Consider the following 20,188-nt stretch of genomic DNA (forward strand, 5'->3'; position numbering starts at 1 on the left):
GCCGGGCCGTCCCAAGCAAGCTCGCACCGCAGTGCGCAGCACGAAGGTACTTCAATGACTTCTTCCATTACCACTGCCTCCCGCTTCTCGCTGCCCCAGGATGCGCCCGGCGCCGCGCGCACCGTGCTCGGCCTGCTGCAGCGGCTGGCCTACGGCTCGCTCACCGTGCGCCTGCCGGACGACTCCGTGCGGCACTTCGGCGCCACGCCGGGCAGCGGCCCCACCGCCTCGCTCACGCTGCGCAACTGGAACGTGTGCAAGGCCGCGCTCAAGTCGGGCGACATCGGCTTTGCCGAGAGCTACATCGCGGGCGACTGGACCACGCCCAACCTCACCGAGCTGATCAAGGTGTTCATCGCCAACCGCCGCGCAATAGAAGACGTGGTGTACGGCAACTGGTTCGGCCGCCTGGTGTACCGGGTGCGGCATCTCATGAACCGCAACAGCAAGGCCGGCAGCTCGCGCAACATCCATGCGCACTACGACCTGGGCAACGCGTTCTACAAGCTCTGGCTCGACGAGACGATGAACTACTCGTCGGCCTGGTTCGAAGGCGACCTCACCAGGCCGATGCCCGGGGCGCAGCGCGCCAAGGTGCGCCGCGCGCTCGAACTCGCAGCCGTGAAGCCCGGCGACCGCGTGCTCGAGATCGGCTGCGGCTGGGGCGCGCTGGCCGAGATGGCCGCCGTCGACTTCGGCGCCTCGGTGACGGGCGTGACGCTCTCGACCGAGCAACTGGCCTTCGCGCAGCAGCGCACCGCCGGTCTGCGCGCGGACCTGCGCCTGCAGGACTACCGCGACATCTCGGACGCACCCTTCGACGCCGTCTGCTCCATCGAAATGGTGGAGGCCGTGGGCCGCGAATACTGGCCGACCTACTTCCGCAGCGTGAGCCGGCTGCTCAAGCCGGGCGGCCGCGCCTGCGTGCAGAGCATCGTGATCGACGACCAGCTGTTCGACCGCTACATCGACTCGACCGACTTCATCCAGCAGTACATCTTCCCGGGCGGCTGCCTGCCGTGCCCGCGCGAGTTCCGCCGCGAGGCCGAGGCCGCGGGGCTGGAGGTGGTGGACGAGTTCGCCTTCGGCGCCGACTACGCCGAGACGCTGCGCCGCTGGCGCGAGAGCTTCCTGGGGCAGCGCGCGCAGATCCTGCAGCTGGGCTTCGACGAGCGCTTCATGCGCATCTGGGAGTTCTACCTGGCCTACTGCGAGGCCGCGTTCTCGCAGGCCAACATCGACGTGGTGCAGTACACGCTGCGCAAGCGCTAGATCGCGCGGGCCTTCGTGTCGTCCTCCTTCGGACCCCTGGCCGGCTTGCGCTACGGCCTCCTCGGGCTGCCGCTCGCCTTTGTCGCGCTGCCGCTCTACGTGCTGCTGCCCAACCACTACGCGCGCGCCTTCGGCGTGCCGCTGGCCACGCTGGGCGCTGTGCTGCTGGGCGCGCGGCTGCTCGACGCGCTGATCGACCCGCTGCTCGGGCGGCTCAGCGACCGGCTGCATGCGCGTTCGGCGCACGCGGTGCTGGGTGGCGGCGCCGTCGCGGCCGGCGTGCTGCTGCTGGGCTTCGGTCTGCTGTTCTTTCCGCAGGTACTGGTCGACCCGTCGAACCATGGGGCGCTGCTGGTGGCGGCGGCCGTGCTGCTGGCGCTGACCTACGCGGGCTACAGCATGCTGAGCATCGCGCACCAGTCGTGGGGCGCGATGCTGGGCGGCGACGCCTTGCAGCGCGGGCGCATCGTCGGCTGGCGAGAAGGCCTGGGGCTGGTCGGCGTGGTGCTCGCATCGGTGATACCGACGCTGGCAGGGCTGCCCGCGATGGTGGCGCTGTTCGGCGTGCTGCTGGTGATTGGCTGGGTGTTCTGGACACAGGCGCCGCGGCCCGTGCGTGGCAACGCACCGCACGAGGCTGTCGACCTGCGGCTGCCGCTGCGCCGCCCGGCATTCCGCCGGCTGCTGGCGGTATTCGTGCTCAATGGCATCGCGAGCGCGGTGCCAGCCACGCTGGTGCTGTTCTTCGTGCAGGACAGGCTGCGCGCGCCGGCCTCGCTGGAGCCGGCCTTCCTGGGCCTGTACTTCGTGATGGCGGCGGCGTCGATTCCGCCATGGCTGCGCATCGTGAAACGCTTCGGGCTGGCGCGCTCCTGGCTCGGGGGCATGTGCATGTCGGTGGTCGTGTTCGCCTGGGCCGGCGCGATGGGCGCGGGCGACGCGGTGCCGTTCCTGGTGGTTTGCGCGCTCTCGGGCTTCGCGATCGGTTCCGACCTCGTGCTGCCGAGCGCCCTGCTGGCCGGCATCATTGCCGAGGCCGGCGACCAATCGCATGCCGGCGCCTACTTCGGCTGGTGGAATTTCGCAACCAAGCTCAACCTCGCGCTGGCGGCGGGACTGGCGCTGCCGCTGCTCGGGCTGGCCGGCTACGTGCCCGGCGCGCGCGAAGCTGGGGCGCTGCAGGCGCTGTCGCTTGCCTATTGCCTTCTGCCCTGCGTGCTCAAGGTGATGGCGGGCGCATCGCTGTGGGCGCTGGTGATTCGCCCGGCAGCCGCGGCTTCGCAGCCCATGCCGGTTCCGAAGGCCGCGCCTTGAAGCCGCTGAATCCGCCGCTCGCCGACTGGCAGGGCAAGACGGCGTGGATCGTCGGCGCGTCCACGGGCATCGGCCGGGCGACGGTGCTGGCGCTGCTCGAGCGCGGCGCGCGGGTCGGGGTGTCGGCGCGAAACGGCGATGCGCTCGAAGAACTGGCGGCGCTGCACAACCATGCAGGCCAGCCGCCGCGCGTGATCGTGCTGCCGCTCGACGTGCGCGACAGCGCCGCCGTGGCCGCAGCGCATGCACAGCTGCTGGCGGCTACGGGCGGAATCGATTTCGTGCTCTTCAACGCCGCCACCTACGGCGCGCTGCGCGCCGACGCGTTCTCGCTCGAGCAGATGCTGGCGCACCAGCAGGTCAACTATGTCGGCGCGCTGCATGTGCTGGCGGCGGTGTTGCCCGGCTTCGTGGCGGGCGGTGCGGGGCATGTGTCGATCACCGGCAGCGTTGCCGGCTTTCGCGGGCTGCCAAAGAGCCTGGCCTATGGTCCGACCAAGGCCGCGCTCACCAATCTGGCCGAGGTGCTGTACGTCGACCTGCATGCGCGCGGCATCGGCGTGAGCGTGGTGCAGCCGGGCTTCGTCGACACCCCGCTGACGGCGAAGAACGATTTCAGGATGCCGGCGCTGATCACGCCCGCCCAGGCCGCCGAAGCCATGCTCGACGGCTGGCGCCGGGGCGATTTCGAGATCCACTTTCCGCGCCGCTTCACCTTCTGGATGAAGCTCATGCGCCTGCTGCCCTACCGGCTGTACTTTCCGGCGGTGGCGCGGTTCACCGGCCTGTGAAGCCTGGTCAAGGCTTTGTGTCGATGAAGCTGGGCCGCAGCATCAGCTTGTCGTACAGCTTGGCGAGGTTGGCGTGGTCGGCGCGCCAGTCGATCTCGGGAAAGCGCAGGTTCAGCCAGCCGAGCGTGCAGCCGACCGCGATGTCCGACAGGCTCAGGTGGATGCCGCTGCAAAAGGGCTTGTCGCCCAGTCCCTTGGCCATGGCCGCGACGCCGTCCAGCACCTTGGTGCGCTGGCGCTCGATCCATGCCGCGCTGCGTTCGCCGTCGTTGCGGCCGGACCAGGTGGCTTCCAGGCGCCAGAGCACGCCGGCGTCCATGACGCCGTCGGCCAGCGCTTCCCAGGTCTTGACCTCGGCGCGCTCGCGGCCTTGCTGGGGAATCAGCTTGCCGACGGGCGACAGGGTGTCGAGGTATTCGACGATCACGCGCGAGTCGAACATCGCCTCGCCGCCTTCCATGATCAGGCAGGGCACCTTCCCCAGGGGATTGGAGCTGGCGATGGTGGTGTCGGCAGCCCAGACGTCTTCGATCAGGAACTGGTAATCGAGCCGTTTTTCGGCCAGCACCACGCGCACCTTGCGCACATACGGGCTGGCGGCCGATCCGATCAGTTTCATGAAGGCTCTCTCCCTAAACTATGACAACATTAGTTAATAGTCATTTTAGGTGAACGGGAAAACCGGAGGCCCGAATCGACCCCGATGTGTCGGGCCGGCCCCACGGACCGCCGGCCGCCTAAAATTGAGGCATGAGCTTTTCCACCGTTTCCGCCCTTTCCCCCCTTGATGGCCGTTACGCGGCCAAACTCGCGGCGTTGCGCCCGCTGATGAGCGAACAGGGCTATATGCACCGGCGCGTGCAAGTCGAGGTGGCGTGGTTCATTGCGCTGTCCGACTGCGGCTTCGCCGAATTCAAGCCCCTGACGGGCGGCGCCCGCAAGTACCTGCTGGGCCTGGTATCCCACTTTTCCGAGGCCGACGCGCTGGCCATCAAGGAAATCGAGAAAACCACCAACCACGACGTGAAGGCCGTCGAATACTGGATCAAGTCCAAGTTCGAGGCCCGGCCCGAGCTGCTGGCCGCCGCCGAGTTCGTGCACTTCGCCTGCACCAGCGAAGACATCAACAACACCAGCCACGCCCTGCAGATCCAGGCCGCGCGCGACAAGGTCATGCTGCCGGCCATCGACGGCCTGATCGCCAAGCTGCGCGAAATGGCGCACCAGTTCGCCGATGTGTCGATGCTCTCGCGCACGCACGGCCAGACCGCCAGCCCGACCACCGTCGGCAAGGAAATCGCCAACGTGGCGGTGCGCCTTTCGAAGGCGCGCGCGCAGATTGCCTCGGTGCAGCTGCTGGGCAAGATGAACGGCGCGGTCGGCAACTACAACGCCCACCTGGCCGCATGGCCGGAGTTCGACTGGGAAGCCTTCAGCCGCAAGGTCATCGAGACGCCCGCGCCGCTGGGGCTGGGCCTGAGCTTCCAGCCGTACAGCATCCAGATCGAGCCGCATGACTACATGGCAGAGCTGTTCGACGCGGTGGCCCGCGCCAACACGATCCTGATCGACTTCTCGCGCGACGTCTGGGGCTACGTGAGCCTGGGCTACTTCAAGCAGCGCCTGAAGAAAGGCGAGATCGGCTCGTCGACCATGCCGCACAAGGTCAACCCGATCGACTTCGAGAACGCCGAAGGCAACCTGGGCCTGGCCAACGCGGTGCTGCGCCACCTGAGCGAAAAGCTGCCCATCAGCCGCTGGCAGCGCGACCTGACCGACAGCACGGTGTTGCGCAACATCGGCGTGGCCTTCGGCTATGCCACGCTGGCCTACGCCAGCCTGGCCACCGGCCTGGGCAAGCTCGAACTCAACGAAGAAGCGCTGGCCGAAGACCTCGACGCCTCGTGGGAAGTGCTGGCCGAGCCGATCCAGACGGTGATGCGTCGCTTCGGCGTGCAGGGCGCCTACGAGCAGCTCAAGGAAGTGACGCGCGGCAAGACCGTGACGGCCGAGGCGCTGCACGGGCTGATCCGCTCGCTGGAAATTCCGGAAGAGGAAAAGGCCCGCCTGCTGGCGATGACGCCGGCCAGCTACGTCGGCAAGGCTGCCGAGCTGGCCAAGCGCATCTGATGGCCCTCAAGTCCACCATCTTCAAGGCCACCCTCGCGGTGGCCGACATCGACCACGGCTACTACGCCGACCATGCGCTGACGCTGGCGCGCCATCCGAGCGAGACCGACGAGCGGATGATGATCCGCCTCGTCGCGCTCGCGCTCAACGCGCACCAGCTTCAGGACATCTGCAACGGCGACGGCACGCTGGCCTTCGGCGCCGGCCTGTCGAACGTCGAAGAGCCCGACGTGTGGCTGCGCGACTTCACCGGCGAGGTGAAGATCTGGATCGAGGTGGGCCAGCCGGAAGACAAGCCCATCATCAAGGCCTGCGGCAAGGCGGACGAGGTGATCGTCTATTGCTTCAACCACGCGGCCGAGATCTGGTGGCGCGGCATCGAGAACAAGCTGACGCGGCCGCAGAACCTGAAGGTCTACCGCGTGCCGACCGATGCTTCGCAGGCGCTGGCCGCGCTCGCGCAGCGCAGCATGCAGCTGCAGGCGACGATCCAGGAAAACACGCTGACGCTGGGCGACGGCACGAACAGCATCGACGTCGAGCTGCTCCGCTGGAAATAGGGCTCGCGCCGGTCAGGCGACCGGCATCATCTCGCCGCACTGCCAGCACTGCTCGAAGCCGCCTTCGACGTGTTCGCCGCACACGCACTGCCAGCTGCGTTGCGGGCGGTGCTGCAAGGCGTGCAGCAGGCGCCTGGCGAGGTCGAACTGGGTTTCGTCGTCGATCCAGATCTCGGGCAGGCACTGGTCGGGCGGCAGCTGGCCCATGACCGCGCCGAGGAACTCGCGCTGCACGGTGGCGGCCACGCCTTCCTCGCGCAATGCATGCGCCCACACGGTCGCGATGGCGAGGTTGGGGGCTTGCGCGAGGCGGCGCATTGTCAGGGTGTCCAGCTCTGCTCGTCGTCGGGGTCGAACTCGGGATCGGCGGCGGACGGCGGCGGTTCTGCCTCGCGCGCCCGTTCCGCATAGCGGTTGAAGCGCCAGGCCGAGTCTTCCATGGTGATGCGGCGCCAGGTGGCGCGCTTCTCTACCGGCGTCATGGCAGGCCAGAGCTGCACTTCGTCGAAGCTGCGGCCGCAGCCCTTGCATTCGTCGTCGCCCTGGCTGGTGGAGCAGATCGCGATGCAGGGCGTGTCGGGCGTGCTTTCGTACCAGGCCATCCATGCGGCCCAGGCCTTGGGCGGAAAGCCGACCTCGTCGACCTCCTCCTCGTGATGAAAGACCATGAGCGCGTAGACCTCGGCCAGCGCGCGCAGTTCGGGGCCCAGCGTGACCCCGTCGGGCGAGGGTGATTTCTCGCGCCAGTGATTGATGGCGGCCTCGATGTCGGTGATGTGTATGGCGGCCATGAAGAGTGAAAAATTCAGCGAGCGGGGATCATAGACCGGCAATGCCCCGAGGCCATGAAGGGCCATGATTGCTACAAAACAAAGAGCGCCAGAGCTCCTGTTCATGCGTGTTTCCAGGACATTCCTTTTAAGCCCTTGAAAACTTTCGGTTGCGCCGCCAAGGTCTTCGATGCTCTAATCCCGCCCACGAAGGGGAGTAGCTCCCGACCGCCGTCCACAACGGCGCGAATCGTCAGGTCGTCAATACGAAGCAAAACACTTCCGGCCTGTCGGGCAGCGTACGCGCATTGTTTTTTTGCGCGCACGCCGTCGAGCAAGACCTTCGATTTGAACCTGTGCAGGTTTGGTCGAAGCGTTCGCGAGTCCCCGGTGTCACCCGGTCTTCATTCCTCGCTTTCGACCATCCGCTCAGGATGAATCGAAACGCATCGCCATGCGCCTTCGTCGTCGCCCTCTTGAAGGGAGAGACTGGGGCGCGACAACAAAGAGGAACCTATGGAACTGTTCATGGCCCCGGAATTCTGGGTCGCTGTCGGTCAGATCATCATGATCGACATCCTGCTCGGCGGCGACAACGCCGTCGTGATCGCACTGGCCTGCCGCAAGCTGCCGCCGCACCAACGCACCAAGGGCATCCTGTGGGGCACCGCCGGCGCCATCATCCTGCGCGTCATCCTGATCTTCTTCGCACTCACGCTGCTGGCCATTCCGTTCCTGAAGCTGGTCGGCGCCATCCTGCTGGTGTGGATCGGCGTGAAGCTGCTGGCGCCAGAGCATGACGACGCTCACGGCAACATCACCGGCAGCGACAAGCTGTGGGGCGCGGTCAAGACCGTGATCATTGCCGACCTCGTGATGAGCGTGGACAACGTGATCGCCATTGCCGGCGCCGCGCAAGGCGCAGGCGAAGGCCACCAGATGCCGCTCGTGATCTTCGGCCTGCTCGTGAGCATCCCGATCATCGTCTGGGGCAGCCAGCTGGTCATCAAGCTGATGGACAAGTTCCCGATGATCATCACCGCCGGCGGCATGCTGCTCGGCTGGATCGCCGGCACGATGGCCGTGTCCGACCCCGCGCTCGCTAACGCCGCGGCCTGGACCTGGGTGCCGAAGGTGCCGCAGACCGACACGATCAAGTACGCGGCCGGCGTTGCAGGCGCGCTGCTGGTGCTGGCAGTCGGCAAGTGGGTTGCCGCCCGCCAGGCCCGCAGCAAGCCAGAGACCCCGGTGACCACCGGCTGAGCATCGCTCGCCGTCACCGGACATCGACACCGCGAACTTCTGTCACCAGCCAGCCTCTGTCACTCTAACTATCTGAAGGAGCACGCCATGGAAAAGATCATTCTTTATATCGACGACGTCACCTACGCCTGTGAACAGTTCGCCGAACTCACGCCCGACGCGAACAACGTCGTGGCGCGCCATTGGGTGCTCGTGGCCTGCGCGCCGCGCATGACGCATCGCATCAGCAAATGGGTGAGCCACAGCGCGCGCGAGAACTGGCGCGCCAAGTGGTTCAGCAAGGTGCAGGCACAGATGCTGCCCCTGCTGGAGCGCAACGGCGGGCAGGTGACGCCGGTGCTGGCCAAGGGTCCGCTGGCCGAGCTGACCGCGCAGCTGAAGCGCGAGCACGGTGCCGTGCACGTGGTCGATGCGCGCCGTCCGAAGATCGGTGTCGACCTGGAGCCGGTGACGCCGGACCAGAAGCCGGCGCACCAGTCGGGCTGGGCCTTTCCAGGCGCGGTGATGGGCATGGGCGCACTGCTGGTGCTGGCGAACGAGCTGGCCGAGTAAGCGCCTCGCGTTCTCTTCTTCGACGAGCCCCGGTGCGGCAACGCACCGGGGCTCGTTGTTTTTGGCACCCTGGGGTATCCTGCGCCGCATGCGCATCATCATCAAATGGCTGCTCAGCGCCGTCGCGCTGCTGGCGGTGGCTTATCTCTACAGCGGCGTCCAGGTCAGCAGCTTCGGCTCGGCGCTGATTGCCGCGGCCGTCATCGGCCTGCTCAACATGATCGTTCGGCCGGTGCTGGTGGTGCTGACGCTGCCTGTCACCATCGTCACGCTCGGGCTGTTCCTGTTCGTGATCAACGCGCTGCTGTTCTGGGCTGCCTCGGGGCTGCTCGCCGGCTTCCACGTCAACGGCTTCCTGGCCGCGCTGATCGGCTCGCTGCTGTACTCGCTGCTGGGCCTGCTGATCGAGTCCGCGCTGGGCGGGCTGCTGTCCAGGCGCTGAAGAAGCGCCTGCGCCGGCCGTCCCGCGCAGCTACTTCAGCGGCGGCTCGGCGGCCTGCTCTTTCACCAGCACATCCACCGCCCGCGCACGGGTGTCGATGATCGACGCCTCGTAGTGATCGACCGGCTTGCCGGACTGGCGAATCAGCTCCTGCGCCGCCTTGAATCGGTCCCGCGCGGCCGGATAGTCGAGGATCGCGACATTGGCCTCGGCATCGGCGCGCACCGCGCGCAGCGTGTCGTTCTCCGCGCCGTAGAGGTTGGCCAGCGTGTGCCATGCCGTCGCATCGCGCGGGTTCGCGGCGACCCAATCGCGCAGCACGGGAATCATCGGTGCGGGCTGGCGCAGGGCGGTCGCGGCTTCGGCGGCGAGCATCATCTCTGGCCGCTCCTTCGACTTGGCGTCGAGCAGCGCGGCGGCCTTGGCCGGGGCACCCGCGGCGAGTTCGATCTCGGCGCTGAGCCAGCGTGCCTGCTTGGCTGCGGCAGGGTCATCGGCCGTGCGAGCCACCAACCGCTCGGCCAGCGCGCGCGCAGCCTTGTAGTCGCGCAGTTCCTTGGCCGACAGCGCCGCCGCGTAGAGCGTGCCGGCCTGCTGGGCCGGCGAGCTTTTCGCGAACTCGCCGGAAGACGCGGAATCGACCCACAGCCGCAGCACGTCGACACCAGGCCGCGTCAGTACGCGAGCGCGCGAAGCGATCATCGCGTGGTCCATGACGAGCGGCAGCGGCGGCGTGGCGTCCATGCGGAACTGGAAGCGGCCTTGCATGTCGGAGATACGCTCCGTTGTCAGCGGATGGCTGCGCAGATAGGGGTACGAGCCGTTGTCGTTCAGGCGCGAGGCGTACTGCAGCTTCTCGAACATCGCGGCCGCGCCTTGCGGCGCGAAGCCCGCCTGCGTCATCACGCCGAAGCCGACGCGGTCGGCTTCGCGCTCCATGTCGCGCGAGAAGTTCAGCTGGTTCTGCGCAAAGAGCGCCTGGCTGCCCATGATCACTGCCTGGCCGGCGTCGCCGCTGCGGCTCTTGCCAGCGGCGATCATCCCGAGGATCAGGCCCGCGATCATCAGCGGCATCTGCTTGCCTTGCTTGCTCATGATGCGCGAGATGTGGCGCTGGGTGACGTGCGAGAGCTCGTGCCCCAGCACCGTCGCCAGCTCGTCGCGGCTGCCGACCGCGGCGACGAGGCCCAGGTTCAGCCCCAGATAGCCGCCGGGCAGCGCGAAGGCGTTGATGTTGCGGTCGCGGCCCAGCAGGATCGTCCAGGCAAAGCGCTCGTCGAGTTCGGGCGTGAGTTCGCCGCGCGCGCGGGCCGCCGCCAGCAGGCGCTGCCAGATGTCCTGCACATAGGCCGCGACCACGGGGTCGTCGATGTAGTCGGTATCGCGATAGAGCTCGCGGGCAATCTGGTCGCCAAGATGGCGCTCGGCGCTGGCGGTCATCTCGCCGCCGTCGCCCAGGCCGGGCAGAACCTGCATCTGCGCCAGCGCGGGGGCGGGCAGCAGCACCTGGGACGCTATCAAGAAAGTAGCGCAGAACGTCCGCAGGGCGGCTGTCAGGCGGCGTCTTCTGAAGGGAGTGGGAGTCAAGCGCGGCATTCCTCGTCTGTGGCTCGGGCTCGTATGATGCATCTTCAAAACGAACGTTCACCATGAGCACTCTCACCCATTTTGACGCCCAGGGCCAGGCCCACATGGTCGACGTGGCCGGCAAGGCCTCCACCCACCGCGTGGCAGTGGCCACGGGCCGCATCGAGATGCAGGCGGCAACACTGGCGCTGATCGAATCGGGAACGGCGAAGAAGGGCGACGTGCTGGGGATCGCCCGCATCGCGGGCATCCAGGCGGCGAAGAAGACGAGCGACCTGATCCCGCTGTGCCATCCGCTGGCGCTGACGCGGGTGGCGGTGGCGTTCGCCCTTGCCGACCAGGGAAGCGCGCCGCAGGTGGCTTGCACAGCGACTGTCGAGACCGTGGGGCCCACGGGGGTGGAGATGGAGGCGCTGACTGCGGTGCAGGTGGCGCTATTGACGATCTACGACATGTGCAAGGCGGTGGACCGGGGCATGCGGATCACGGATGTGCATGTGTTGGAGAAGCATGGGGGGAAGTCGGGGAGTTGGGTGGCGGCATGAAGACCGGCGCAATGCCGAACGCCTAGCGCCAGCAAGTCGCCACAGTACCAGGCGTATCCGCAGCCATGGCTTTCTTGCCCGTGGCATCCAACGTGAAATCGCCACACTTGCGATCGGCGGTCTGCACGCCAGCACGCGCGGCCTTGAATGCATATCCACCGTCGCTGCCATCGCTGGCCTGAGTCAGGGTCAGCGTGTAATAGCCGTTCTCCGAGGTATTGCCGTTTGGCAGCTTCAGCTTGGCAAGATCTGCGGACGCCGCGTACTTGCCGTTCTGCGCCTTCCACCGCTCCTGGCGCGCAGCGGCATCATTGAGCAAGTTCTGCGCTTCCACACGCCGGGACCGGAACCCGTACTCCGTGTAAGACGGGTAGGCGATCGCAGCCAGGATGCCGATGACGGCCACGGTGATCATCAGCTCGATCAGGGTGAAGCCCTTTTCAGCATTGCGCACTGGTTTCTCCTTTAAAGACATGCCGCTCGCCTGAGACATCAACTGTTCGGCGGTTGCTTGCGCCAACTCTGGCGACCGAACTGCAAGCCATGATTGACCCTGCGTTCAGCATTCGCGCTGGGGTCGAACACTCGTTCAGCACGGATTGTCTGCTTGCCTGCACCGGTTTCCGTACCGTTGACCTGGCCACCAGCCACCGCATCCGCGGCGCTGAAGACGCCATCGCCGTTCATGTCGAACACGACATAGTTGGTGCGGCCGCCGCCGTTGGGGTCAATGCCATAGATCGTGCCGCCCATGCCTGCCGCGCAGGGATCTTCGGAAGTCCGCACCGACGAGAGGAACAGCCCCCGTCCGTACAGCGTCATGTCGTAGATCACCTTTTCGCCGTTACGCGGCAGGTCCACGACCCAGCCCCATTTGTCGACATCGCTGTCCTGCTTGCCGGTGGCATTGGCCTTGTACCAAGCTACCGTGTTGTTCGTCAGCGAGAAGTTGCCCGTGCCGGCTTCCAGTTCCGTGAACGACTGGCCCTGCAGGTCCGTGCGCACCTTGGACGCCGTCGGCAATGTCGTGGGCGCGGTTGCGCCGCCGTCGCTGTAGCGGTCCCAGACGCCGTACACCGTCTGCCGCTGCAGATTGCTCTTGTCGCTGGCCGTCAGCAGGCGGCCAGTGGCGAAGATCACCAGGTCACCCTTTCCGGTGGGGTGCTTCGTCACGTAGGGCGCCGCCGTGATAGCTTGGCGTTTGCCATCGGCGTCCTTGGCTGTGAAGAACTTTTGCACTGTCCACGCCGAAATGTCGCCGCTGCTCATGTCGAAGCGCCACATGTTGCCTGCCAAGTCACCTGCGTAGGCTACGTCCACCTTGCCGTCGCGGGTGTTGTCCACGGCGGTCAAGCGCGACAGCCCGTTGCCCAGGGGCAGCGAAGCCGTCAGCTCGGCAGCCGTCATGCCGCCATCCAGGTCGAAGCGGCGCAGCACGCTGCCATTGGAAATGTCCACCACAAACAGGCTGGCACCGCCACCGCCTGAGCTGCTGTTGCCGCCCTGGTACCCACCAGGCACCAATGCGACCCATTTTCCCTTGCCATCTGCGGGATCATTGAGGCGGGCGATGGTCGGCTGCGGCAGGGAATTGCCCATGTTGAGGTTGGTACCGGCGGCCGTGTCGGCACCGAACTCCCACAGCAATTGAGGCGAAGCCGGGTCCGTGACGTCCAGCGCGAACACCTGCCTGCCGCCAGCGCCCAGGCTCCCGATCAGCACCTTGTGCCACGCCGAGCCGAAGTACACATCGGAAGCCACAGGCGTGCCGTCCACGTAGTAGCGATGGGGAGTGCCGTCCTTCTTGCCGTAATCTGGCGCGGTGAGCGTGTTCAGGTTGTTGCGCATCGCCGTGGGAACGAAGGCAAACGACTCGTCTCCTGTATCGGCACGGAAGGCGTGGAACATCCCATCGTTGGCGCCCACGTAGATCATCTCGGGCTTGCCCGCCTGGCTGGAAGCGAAGGTTGCATAGTTGCTGCCGGTGCCCTCCAGGGTGTCGGCCGCGCCCGCCCGGTAGAGCGCCCCCTTTACGCGCAGCGGCGAGGAATTGACGATGTCACCCAGTATGTTGGACTTGCCGCTGGCCAGGCTCTTGCGGACACGGAACGAGTCGTTCTCGCCGCGCAGGAAGCTGATGCGCTGCTCGGCCTTGGCATCCGCCTGGTTGGTCGCAGGATTCTTGTTGAGCGCCGTGAGCCAGGCCGCATCGGCTGTCTGCCCGTTGATGCCAGTAAAGGTGAAGGGGCGCAAGGTCGGCGTGGTGGTACCGGCGCCAGCGTACAGAATGTTTCGAGTCGTCGTGCGCTTGGACAGCACCTCGGCCGCGCTCCACTTGCGCACATAGCTCAGGCCGGTGGTGCCGGTATCGGTCAGGCTTTCGCGGATCACGTCGCCGACCCAGCCATCCGCCTCGAAGCGGGTGCGATAGACGTCAGCGCCCGCTGCAAGAGTGCCGCCGGGCACATCCACCGCCACCGCAGTCACCGAGTTGGTGTTCTGCAGGATGTCGTTGAAGGCCTTGGTCATCTGCGCCTTCAGCGTGGTGGCGTTGGTGACCAGGAAATAGTTGTCCGGATCGCCCACGACCGACGCCGGATCGCGCCCAGGCATGCCGTACTTGGCGGCGTACCAAAGCGGGTCCTTGAGAAAGCTGCCCGAAGAATCGGAGGTGCTGGCCGTGAAGGTCCGGCTGGCCGACAGCGGCAGATTGATGCATTCAGAATCGTTGGATCGGCCCACGCAGTATCCCGGCGCACGGCCAGGAGGCGTGTTCAGCGCGTAGTACACCGAGGCCGTGTCCTTGTCGCGCACCTCGAGATACATGCCGTCCTGATTGGTGCCGGAGATCACGTAGCCCATGTGCTGGCCGATGCTGCCGGCCGCGTATTCGGACACCATGTCGACCTTCACGCTGCCGTTGGCCTGCAGCGAGACGATATAGCGAGAGATCGCATCCATGTCATGGTCAGCACCTTGCTCCACGTCCTCGTAGTTGATGCGGAACTCCGCGTAAGGACGCCCTTCGTTGATGTTGGCGTTCTTGTCCGCAGTGCCTGTATTGGCGATGCGGTCCACGTAGTAGTCCACGATCTGATTGGTCGGCACGAAGCGCGTGGGATCGATGCTGTAGCCGGCCACAGACTTGGCAAAGGGGGAGATCGTCACGAACCGGTTGTTTCCGACCGGAAAACGGATCTCCGGCAGCGGAGAGGCGATGGCCACCGAATAGGTCATCAGCCGGTTCTTGCCCTTGGCATTGCCGAAGACGGCATTGTTGGCCGCAAAGCGCGATACCCCTGCGGAGTAATAGCTGCCTTCCTTGCTGGGCTCCTGCGGCGACAGTCCGCGCACCCACGAGAGATCGTCGACCGTCTTCACCGACGGCGCGCCGTTCGCGTTGGTCGAGTTCGACTGGCCGATGAAGAAATTCTTGCCGTGTATGCCCTCGGCCGCTCCGATGGCCTGCACCTCGTTGGCGACATTGAAGCCGCCCAGGGCATCCGCGTTGACGGCGATGGACTGGTAGCGGCTGCCGGGCATCTTCGTGTCATACGACGGATTGATGTCGCTGAGCACGGTCATCACGGGGCGCGCGCAATGCTGGTAGCCGCCGCCGCCAGCGGTCTTTGCCGCATAGGGCGACACCCAGTCGGGCTTCGAGAGATTCAGGGGATTCGCGCTGTCCTTGGCGCCGCTGCCGTAGTCATACTGGCTATGCGCACCGGATGCACCGCCGAAATACCGCATCGTCTCGAACATCATCTCGCCCACCGGGCTCCCCCACATCGCGCACATCGATGGATCGGTCTTGCCGCTGATGGGGCCGTCGGTGATCCAGCCGCAATCGTTGTACTGGCTGCCGTTGAAGCCGATCAGGCGCAGGCGGTCGATGTTGGCGACGACGCCCGCGACGTTGGTCTGGAACACGCCCGTCTGCGGATCGACTTCCTCAGCAAAGCTGCTCATGTTGCGCCGCAGGATGCCGCCCGCGATGTTCTTCTGGTACGAGCCCGAGAGCAGGCCGAAGTACATCTTGTTGTTCTCGCCGAAGTCGTGCAGCAAGCCGGTAGGCTTGTAGATGGCCGTGCCACCGTTGTTAGGGTAGGACTTGCAGCTGGCCTCACGCAAGGCTGCGTCGGTACTGGAGCAGGCCTCCACCCTGATCTTGTTGGTCGTGATGGTGCTGGCTGGCCGCGTAATCTTCAACGCAAGTCCCCAGTTGTCGTCGCCCGTTCCCTCGACGTGGCGGAATTTCACCGTCTTCCAGCCTGCAGTCGCGAAGGTGATGTCCTTTGAGTGGCTCTGCAGGCCGTTCTGGCTGCGGTCGGCGCCGTGACCGCCATACCAGCCCCAGGTGGTGCCATCGATGGTGGCCTCCACGGCGTCATCCCCGTCGACCGCGAATGTGTATTTCCCGGCGGTCGGAATATTGATCTCGCCGACGATCTCGGTCAGGTAGTTTTCTTGGGTGCAGTTGTTCGTGCCAGCAAACGGGTTGTTATTGCCGCCGGTTGTGTCGATCACGCTGATCGCGCTCGTGCCGCACAGGTTGGTGCTGATGCCGTTCGACGTGAAGAAGGTGATCATCTGCGACGCACTCGTGGGCGTCGCAGTGCTGTTGTTCGTCTTCTTCCACGTCTTGATGGTCAGGTTCCGGAAAACGGTGCTGGGCAGCATGTCGAATGTCGTGCCGCCATCCGCCGCGCATTGCCCCCCGCCCAGACAAACGTCCTGCCCGGCAGTCCCTTCCTTGGACACCCAGTCCCAGATCTGGAACTTCGAGTCATTGAGGACTCGCAGCCGAGGGATCGCGTTGTCGCCGCTTTCGCCCAATGTGGTCACTGCGAAGAGATGGCGGGTACCGCTCGCTGGCTGCGTCAGCGGCGCATAGTCGCTGATGTTGTAGACGGTGCCGTCGCGCACGGGATCGTAGGCCTTGCCCCAGGCATGCGCGTCGCGAGGCATGTAGGCCGCCTGCAGGACAGTGCTGCTGGTGGTGTCGGTCACCCGCGTTCCGCCATAGAGCACCCGGCGTATGGCATCCATGCGCGACGTGGCGAGATAGTTCAGGAAGTCGCCGCTCCAGCGGGTTCCGCCGCAGATCTTCTTCTTGGCACCCGTGGCGGCCGCGACAGGCGAGAACTTGTCGTTGGCGTACTCATAGCAGGCGTTGTTGTTGAAGTAGCCGTAGTAGTCGATCTGGTCGGGCTTGTAGCCCACGTCGATCACGCCGTCTCCGTTCAGGTCGGAGGCGTCGTTGTAGGCCTCGTAGTAGAGCTTGTGGTCGCGCCCCATCACCAGCATGTTCAGCGGCGGATTGCTCTCGCTCACGAACAGCGGTGTCTGTGCCAGGGCAGTGTCTCCACTGTCTTGCGCGGTCGCAAGATGTTGGCCGAGCAGCAGGGCCGCCGCTGCCGCGAGCAAGCCGACCGTGTGAAAGAGACGAAAAGGTGAGCGGTTTGAACGTGTGGAGCGAGCCATCGCAGCCCTCCTCGACTATTTGATGAACAGATTGACCGTGGAGCGCAGGCAGAACGCATCCGGACCGCAGTCTTTGACGGAATTCGTGGCGGTGGCCTGGGCGTTGAGTTCGTAGAACTCGGTGCAGCCGGTGCTTGCGGCTTCGAGCGCCGAAGTGGCGCTCGAACCCTTGGGGCAGACGGTGGAGATGTAGCGCGGATACCAGAAGCCGTATGGATTTTCGAAGCCGCCGGCCTGGGCCTTGACGCCGAACGAGGTAGTCAGGACCCCGTCCGCGCGTGCGTCGGAGATGTAGCAAGGCTTCTTGGCGGCATCGACAGGGCTGGTCGAGCCATCGACGCACTTGGACAGCGCGATGCCGTATGCCTGGATCACGCGCTCGCCTTCGCGCAGCGCGCCGTCCGCCGTCTCCTGCTGCTTCTGGCTTTCGAGCATGTTGCCGGCGATGCGCGATTCGAGGGTGACGGTGCGCATGCCGACCACCGCCAGTACCAGCACCAGCAGCATCATGACCATGGCGACGAACAGCGCCGCGCCGCGCTGGCGCAACCGTAGGGACGAAATCGAAATATGGCGTGCGCTCATGGCATCAGGTTTCTCAGCGTGAGGGAGCCGCTCGCCAGTTGGTAAAGCTGACCTTTGCTGGTGTCACAAACGGCGCTGGCACCGCCGACGCTTTCCCAGCGACTGCATACGGAGGATTCAATGCCTCCGGTGATCTTTTCCGCCGAGCTCGCCAGCAGGATGGCGTAACGCAAGGACCTGATGGCGTCGTCGGCCACGGGCGTGCTGGTCTTGAACTCTTCGACGCGTCGCTCCTCGAACGAGTCGGTGCCCTTGCCAACGCCGAACTCGAAAAACACACCACGCACCCCGTCGGCCACCTGCGTGTCCACGACGGGTTTCCCTGCACGACATACGAGCTTGCCGTCCACGAGCAGATACTTTTCGACGAACATGCCCGCGCCCAGTGCCGGGGCGGACGGCGCTTCGTAGGCCTTCAGGCCAGCGATGCCGGCAGCCGAACCAGCGCAGTCTTTCTCGTTGTTGTCCCGCGCCTGGTAGCGGATGCACAAAGTGGTGGCGTCTACCGCATAGATGGCCTGTCCCACGCTGAATTGGCAATCGTTGGGATGCTTGGCGGCGTCGGCAGGAAAGGCTTCGTCCATCGCCTGCGTCGGGTCCCGGCGGTAACCAGCTTTCGTGAATTCGCTATCCAGCGTTCCCAACGCGTAACGGCTGTTGCCGAGGTTCTCGCTCTGGCCGGCGCGGAAGCTGAAGTTGCGCAAGCCATTCACATAAATCGTGCCGGCAATCAGCACAACGATGAGGCCGACGGCCATCGCCACCATGAGTTCCACAAGCGAAATTCCCCGTTCGGCTGCCAGCGGAAAGCGGCGACCAATACCGCCGCATGTTGGGGAGCAAGCGCGCGACACGGGTTCAGAGCCTCGAGCGCAATATGTAGGAGCAATAGTCATTGTCGGATCCATCCAGGCACTGGCCCTTGCTGACCGGCCAGGCCACCGTGATCGAGATCACCCCGCTCGTCGCATCCAGGCCGACGGCGAAGTTATTGGTGAGAACGTCATCGACAAGGTCGGGCATGAGTTGCTTGGCGCGCGCGCCCCAGCAGCCCAGCCGCTTCGCGGGCGCCGCGGCCAGCGGCTTGCAGTCGCTATCGGTAACGGTCGCCAGCGCGGTTCCCTTCGCTTTCGCGTAGCCACCGAGATCGGTCTTGGGCACGCCAGCGGCCTGCAGCACGGTGAGCGTGTCGCCGCGCATCGTTTCCATCAATTCGGAGGCCACCATCGACGCCATCTGGCGCCGCTCGGTATCGGATGTGTACTGGATGGCACGCACCTGCATGCCTGCAGCACCGAGCAACCCGATGCTCACGAGCAGAACGGCCATGAGAACCTCGATGAGGCTCATGCCCGCTTGTCGGGACGATGATGTGGAGCGAGGGATAGTCATGGAAGAAAAGCCGCGACGGAAATGCCGGACCTCATGAGCAGGCTTGCGTGGTTGCCGCGCTTTTCAGCCGCACGAGGCCCGCGCCGGTCACGGTGAGGCACTGCACGCGTGATGCATTGGTCCCTGAAAAGGACACCGTGTACGAGGTACCGCCGCCGGAGGCAGGCTTGGCCTGGCCCGTCACCTCGAAAATCACGCCGCCCGAGGAGCCGGGCTCGACAGTGACCGTATCCGCCAGCGTGGCCTCGCGCAGCACCTGTGTTCCGATCTTGGCTTGCCACGTCTGCGCCGAGGCGGTGACCGTGCTTTGCGCGCGCTTGTAGACACCTTCCGCACGAGCAAGCTGGAGCAGGGTTTGCAGCTCCTGCGCGGCGGAGCTCACCCGCTGATTGGCGATCATCGTTGTGAACGATGGCACTGCCAGCGCCGCCAGGATGGCCACCAAGGCGACGACGATCATCATCTCGATCAGAGTGAAGCCGTGCTGCGCTCGCGGTGACAAAGCTAATTTTTTCATTGATCGCCGCACCCGTGGCCCATTGGCATCAGATCAGTGGAGGAAGGTTTCCGATGGTAATGTTTGTGAACGCAACTGTTACCAAAGCGAAGGACCGCTCGGCCATTCGGAAATGACCGCTTGTCAGAAATTCCGGAAGTTATGAACGCCGGGAGCGGATTTCAGAGAAGCGCTCGGGGAAGCCAGCAAGTTGGGCTCGCCTGAGGTCGGCTCGAAAGCCATCGAGCCGCTGTCGGCTGCTCGGCGAGCAATCTTTGTGATGACCATACAGTGGCGAAGCACAGGAGGCCGACCAGCTGCAAGCGCCTCGAACACAATCGAACTCTTTCGCGCGGCTCTGGACTGAAACAGCCAAAGCCCTCTCGCGGTCGACAAAGCATCTGGATGGCTATACCCCGGCGGTTATGCCGACAGACGGCGTGATCGGGATTGGTATCCCGTGCACTCACTGCGATGCAAGCCGCGCCCCGCAGGGTCTGCGGCTTTATCGCTCGTGCCTCCAGTTTTGGCTGCTCGACGGGCGAGCGCGAGCCCGGCCGGTTTCACGCAAGTGGTTGCCCGGTAGACCAACCCGTCGAGCTGCCTCCCAGATTGGTCTCGGGACGGCAGTTTTTGAAAACTGCAATCACTTGTAAGTCGTTCTTGGCTATATCCGCACGCGCGCCTGCGCACGTTCTTTCACTTCCTGAGTCTTCTGAAACTGCCGGTGCCGAATCGCTCGCACTACAGGCAAGCGACGACATCGACAACCTGCAGGTTGTGCGACGCGCCTACACGTGTCTCGAAAAACTCATCGCTCCGCACCACGTGAACGACACGGAAGAGGTCTATCCGACGCGTACCGAATTCAGCGCCCTGGTGTGGTTGGTCAATGAGGAGTTGGGGCGGCGCATCGAAGCGGCCGACATCACGATTCAATCGTTGCGTATTGCGCTGAATGGCCGCGCCTCAATTGGAATCTGACCCCGTTTTTTGCACCGGAGA

At 65.1% G+C, this 20,188-nt stretch carries 20 protein-coding genes; 10 read left to right on the forward strand and 10 right to left on the reverse strand.

Features of this window, described 5'->3' with window-relative positions; all coding sequences use genetic code 11:
- Window positions 1-54 precede the first annotated feature (54 nt).
- The 3 genes from ACWV14_RS31105 to ACWV14_RS31115 are packed head-to-tail and all read left to right on the forward strand — an operon-like array spanning window position 55 to window position 3,377.
- Window positions 55-1,272 carry a class I SAM-dependent methyltransferase gene (locus ACWV14_RS31105; protein ID WP_454905712.1) on the forward strand — a complete coding sequence of 406 codons (1,218 nt, stop codon included), beginning with the start codon at window positions 55-57 and terminating at the stop codon, window positions 1,270-1,272.
- A 15-nt stretch (window positions 1,273-1,287) separates the two neighbouring features.
- The gene (locus ACWV14_RS31110) at window positions 1,288-2,586 is read left to right on the forward strand and encodes an MFS transporter (protein ID WP_454905714.1); all 1,299 of its coding nucleotides are present in this window, start codon (window positions 1,288-1,290) and stop codon (window positions 2,584-2,586) included.
- The gene (locus ACWV14_RS31115; protein ID WP_422084428.1) at window positions 2,583-3,377 is read left to right on the forward strand and encodes an SDR family NAD(P)-dependent oxidoreductase; all 795 of its coding nucleotides are present in this window, start codon (window positions 2,583-2,585) and stop codon (window positions 3,375-3,377) included. The genes ACWV14_RS31110 and ACWV14_RS31115 overlap by 4 nt, the downstream gene beginning before the upstream one ends.
- Window positions 3,378-3,384: 7 nt before the next feature.
- Here ACWV14_RS31115 and ACWV14_RS31120 read toward each other — a convergent pair whose 3' ends face one another.
- Entirely contained in the window at window positions 3,385-3,996 is a 612-nt protein-coding gene (locus ACWV14_RS31120; RefSeq protein WP_422084427.1) for a glutathione S-transferase N-terminal domain-containing protein, read from the reverse strand.
- Window positions 3,997-4,127: 131 nt separating this feature from the next.
- Here ACWV14_RS31120 and purB point away from each other — a divergent pair, with 131 nt between their 5' ends.
- Window positions 4,128-5,507: an adenylosuccinate lyase gene (purB, locus tag ACWV14_RS31125; protein WP_422084426.1), complete on the forward strand. Its 1,380-nt coding sequence runs from the start codon at window positions 4,128-4,130 to the stop codon at window positions 5,505-5,507.
- Window positions 5,507-6,067 (forward strand): YaeQ family protein, encoded by a 561-nt coding sequence (locus ACWV14_RS31130; RefSeq protein WP_454905717.1) that lies wholly within the window; start codon window positions 5,507-5,509, stop codon window positions 6,065-6,067. The genes purB and ACWV14_RS31130 overlap by 1 nt, the downstream gene beginning before the upstream one ends.
- A gap of 12 nt (window positions 6,068-6,079) precedes the next feature.
- Here the strand turns inward: ACWV14_RS31130 and ACWV14_RS31135 are convergent, their stop codons facing one another.
- Together ACWV14_RS31135 and ACWV14_RS31140 are read right to left on the reverse strand one after the other, a co-directional pair.
- The gene (locus ACWV14_RS31135) at window positions 6,080-6,385 is read right to left on the reverse strand and encodes a putative signal transducing protein (protein WP_422084424.1); all 306 of its coding nucleotides are present in this window, start codon (window positions 6,383-6,385) and stop codon (window positions 6,080-6,082) included.
- Window positions 6,386-6,387: 2 nt separating this feature from the next.
- Window positions 6,388-6,858 carry a DUF3717 domain-containing protein gene (locus ACWV14_RS31140; RefSeq protein ID WP_454905719.1) on the reverse strand — a complete coding sequence of 157 codons (471 nt, stop codon included), beginning with the start codon at window positions 6,856-6,858 and terminating at the stop codon, window positions 6,388-6,390.
- A 495-nt stretch (window positions 6,859-7,353) separates the two neighbouring features.
- Here ACWV14_RS31140 and ACWV14_RS31145 point away from each other — a divergent pair, with 495 nt between their 5' ends.
- The 3 genes from ACWV14_RS31145 to ACWV14_RS31155 all read left to right on the forward strand — a co-directional run bounded on the left by ACWV14_RS31145 (window position 7,354) and on the right by ACWV14_RS31155 (window position 9,094).
- Window positions 7,354-8,100 (forward strand): TerC family protein, encoded by a 747-nt coding sequence (locus ACWV14_RS31145; RefSeq protein ID WP_422084422.1) that lies wholly within the window; start codon window positions 7,354-7,356, stop codon window positions 8,098-8,100.
- Window positions 8,101-8,187: 87 nt separating this feature from the next.
- Entirely contained in the window at window positions 8,188-8,652 is a 465-nt protein-coding gene (locus ACWV14_RS31150; protein WP_422084421.1) for a hypothetical protein, read from the forward strand.
- Between the two features lie 88 nt (window positions 8,653-8,740).
- Window positions 8,741-9,094, forward strand: a complete 354-nt coding sequence (locus ACWV14_RS31155) for a phage holin family protein (RefSeq protein ID WP_422084420.1) — start codon at window positions 8,741-8,743, stop codon at window positions 9,092-9,094.
- 30 nt (window positions 9,095-9,124) lie between these two features.
- On the opposite strand, the gene ACWV14_RS31160 is transcribed toward ACWV14_RS31155, so the two are convergent.
- Window positions 9,125-10,690 carry a M48 family metalloprotease gene (locus ACWV14_RS31160; protein WP_454905722.1) on the reverse strand — a complete coding sequence of 522 codons (1,566 nt, stop codon included), beginning with the start codon at window positions 10,688-10,690 and terminating at the stop codon, window positions 9,125-9,127.
- A 53-nt stretch (window positions 10,691-10,743) separates the two neighbouring features.
- Between ACWV14_RS31160 and moaC the strand changes: the two genes are divergently transcribed.
- Complete coding sequence (gene moaC, locus ACWV14_RS31165) at window positions 10,744-11,226, forward strand: cyclic pyranopterin monophosphate synthase MoaC (RefSeq protein ID WP_454905724.1); 483 nt, start codon at window positions 10,744-10,746, stop codon at window positions 11,224-11,226.
- A 22-nt stretch (window positions 11,227-11,248) separates the two neighbouring features.
- Here the strand turns inward: moaC and ACWV14_RS31170 are convergent, their stop codons facing one another.
- Genes ACWV14_RS31170 through ACWV14_RS31195 form a run of 6 tightly spaced genes read right to left on the reverse strand, consistent with a single transcriptional unit; the run spans window position 11,249 to window position 19,204 of the window.
- Window positions 11,249-11,746, reverse strand: coding sequence for a type IV pilin protein (locus tag ACWV14_RS31170; protein ID WP_454905726.1), 498 nt, complete (start codon window positions 11,744-11,746; stop codon window positions 11,249-11,251).
- A complete protein-coding gene (locus tag ACWV14_RS31175) occupies window positions 11,719-16,710 on the reverse strand; it encodes a pilus assembly protein (protein ID WP_454905728.1) in 4,992 nt (1,663 codons plus the stop codon). The genes ACWV14_RS31170 and ACWV14_RS31175 overlap by 28 nt, the downstream gene beginning before the upstream one ends.
- A 15-nt stretch (window positions 16,711-16,725) precedes the next feature.
- A complete protein-coding gene (locus ACWV14_RS31180) occupies window positions 16,726-17,295 on the reverse strand; it encodes a pilus assembly PilX family protein (protein ID WP_454905730.1) in 570 nt (189 codons plus the stop codon).
- The gene (locus ACWV14_RS31185) at window positions 17,292-18,149 is read right to left on the reverse strand and encodes a PilW family protein (RefSeq protein ID WP_454905731.1); all 858 of its coding nucleotides are present in this window, start codon (window positions 18,147-18,149) and stop codon (window positions 17,292-17,294) included. Before ACWV14_RS31185 ends, ACWV14_RS31180 begins: the two co-directional genes overlap by 4 nt.
- Before the next feature lie 4 nt (window positions 18,150-18,153).
- Window positions 18,154-18,687: a type IV pilus modification protein PilV gene (gene pilV, locus ACWV14_RS31190; protein ID WP_454905732.1), complete on the reverse strand. Its 534-nt coding sequence runs from the start codon at window positions 18,685-18,687 to the stop codon at window positions 18,154-18,156.
- A gap of 31 nt (window positions 18,688-18,718) precedes the next feature.
- Window positions 18,719-19,204, reverse strand: a complete 486-nt coding sequence (locus tag ACWV14_RS31195) for a GspH/FimT family pseudopilin (protein WP_454906138.1) — start codon at window positions 19,202-19,204, stop codon at window positions 18,719-18,721.
- A gap of 453 nt (window positions 19,205-19,657) precedes the next feature.
- Here ACWV14_RS31195 and ACWV14_RS31200 point away from each other — a divergent pair, with 453 nt between their 5' ends.
- Window positions 19,658-20,167, forward strand: a complete 510-nt coding sequence (locus ACWV14_RS31200) for a hypothetical protein (RefSeq protein ID WP_454905734.1) — start codon at window positions 19,658-19,660, stop codon at window positions 20,165-20,167.
- Window positions 20,168-20,188 lie beyond the last annotated feature (21 nt).

The organism is Variovorax durovernensis (assembly GCF_977011995.1).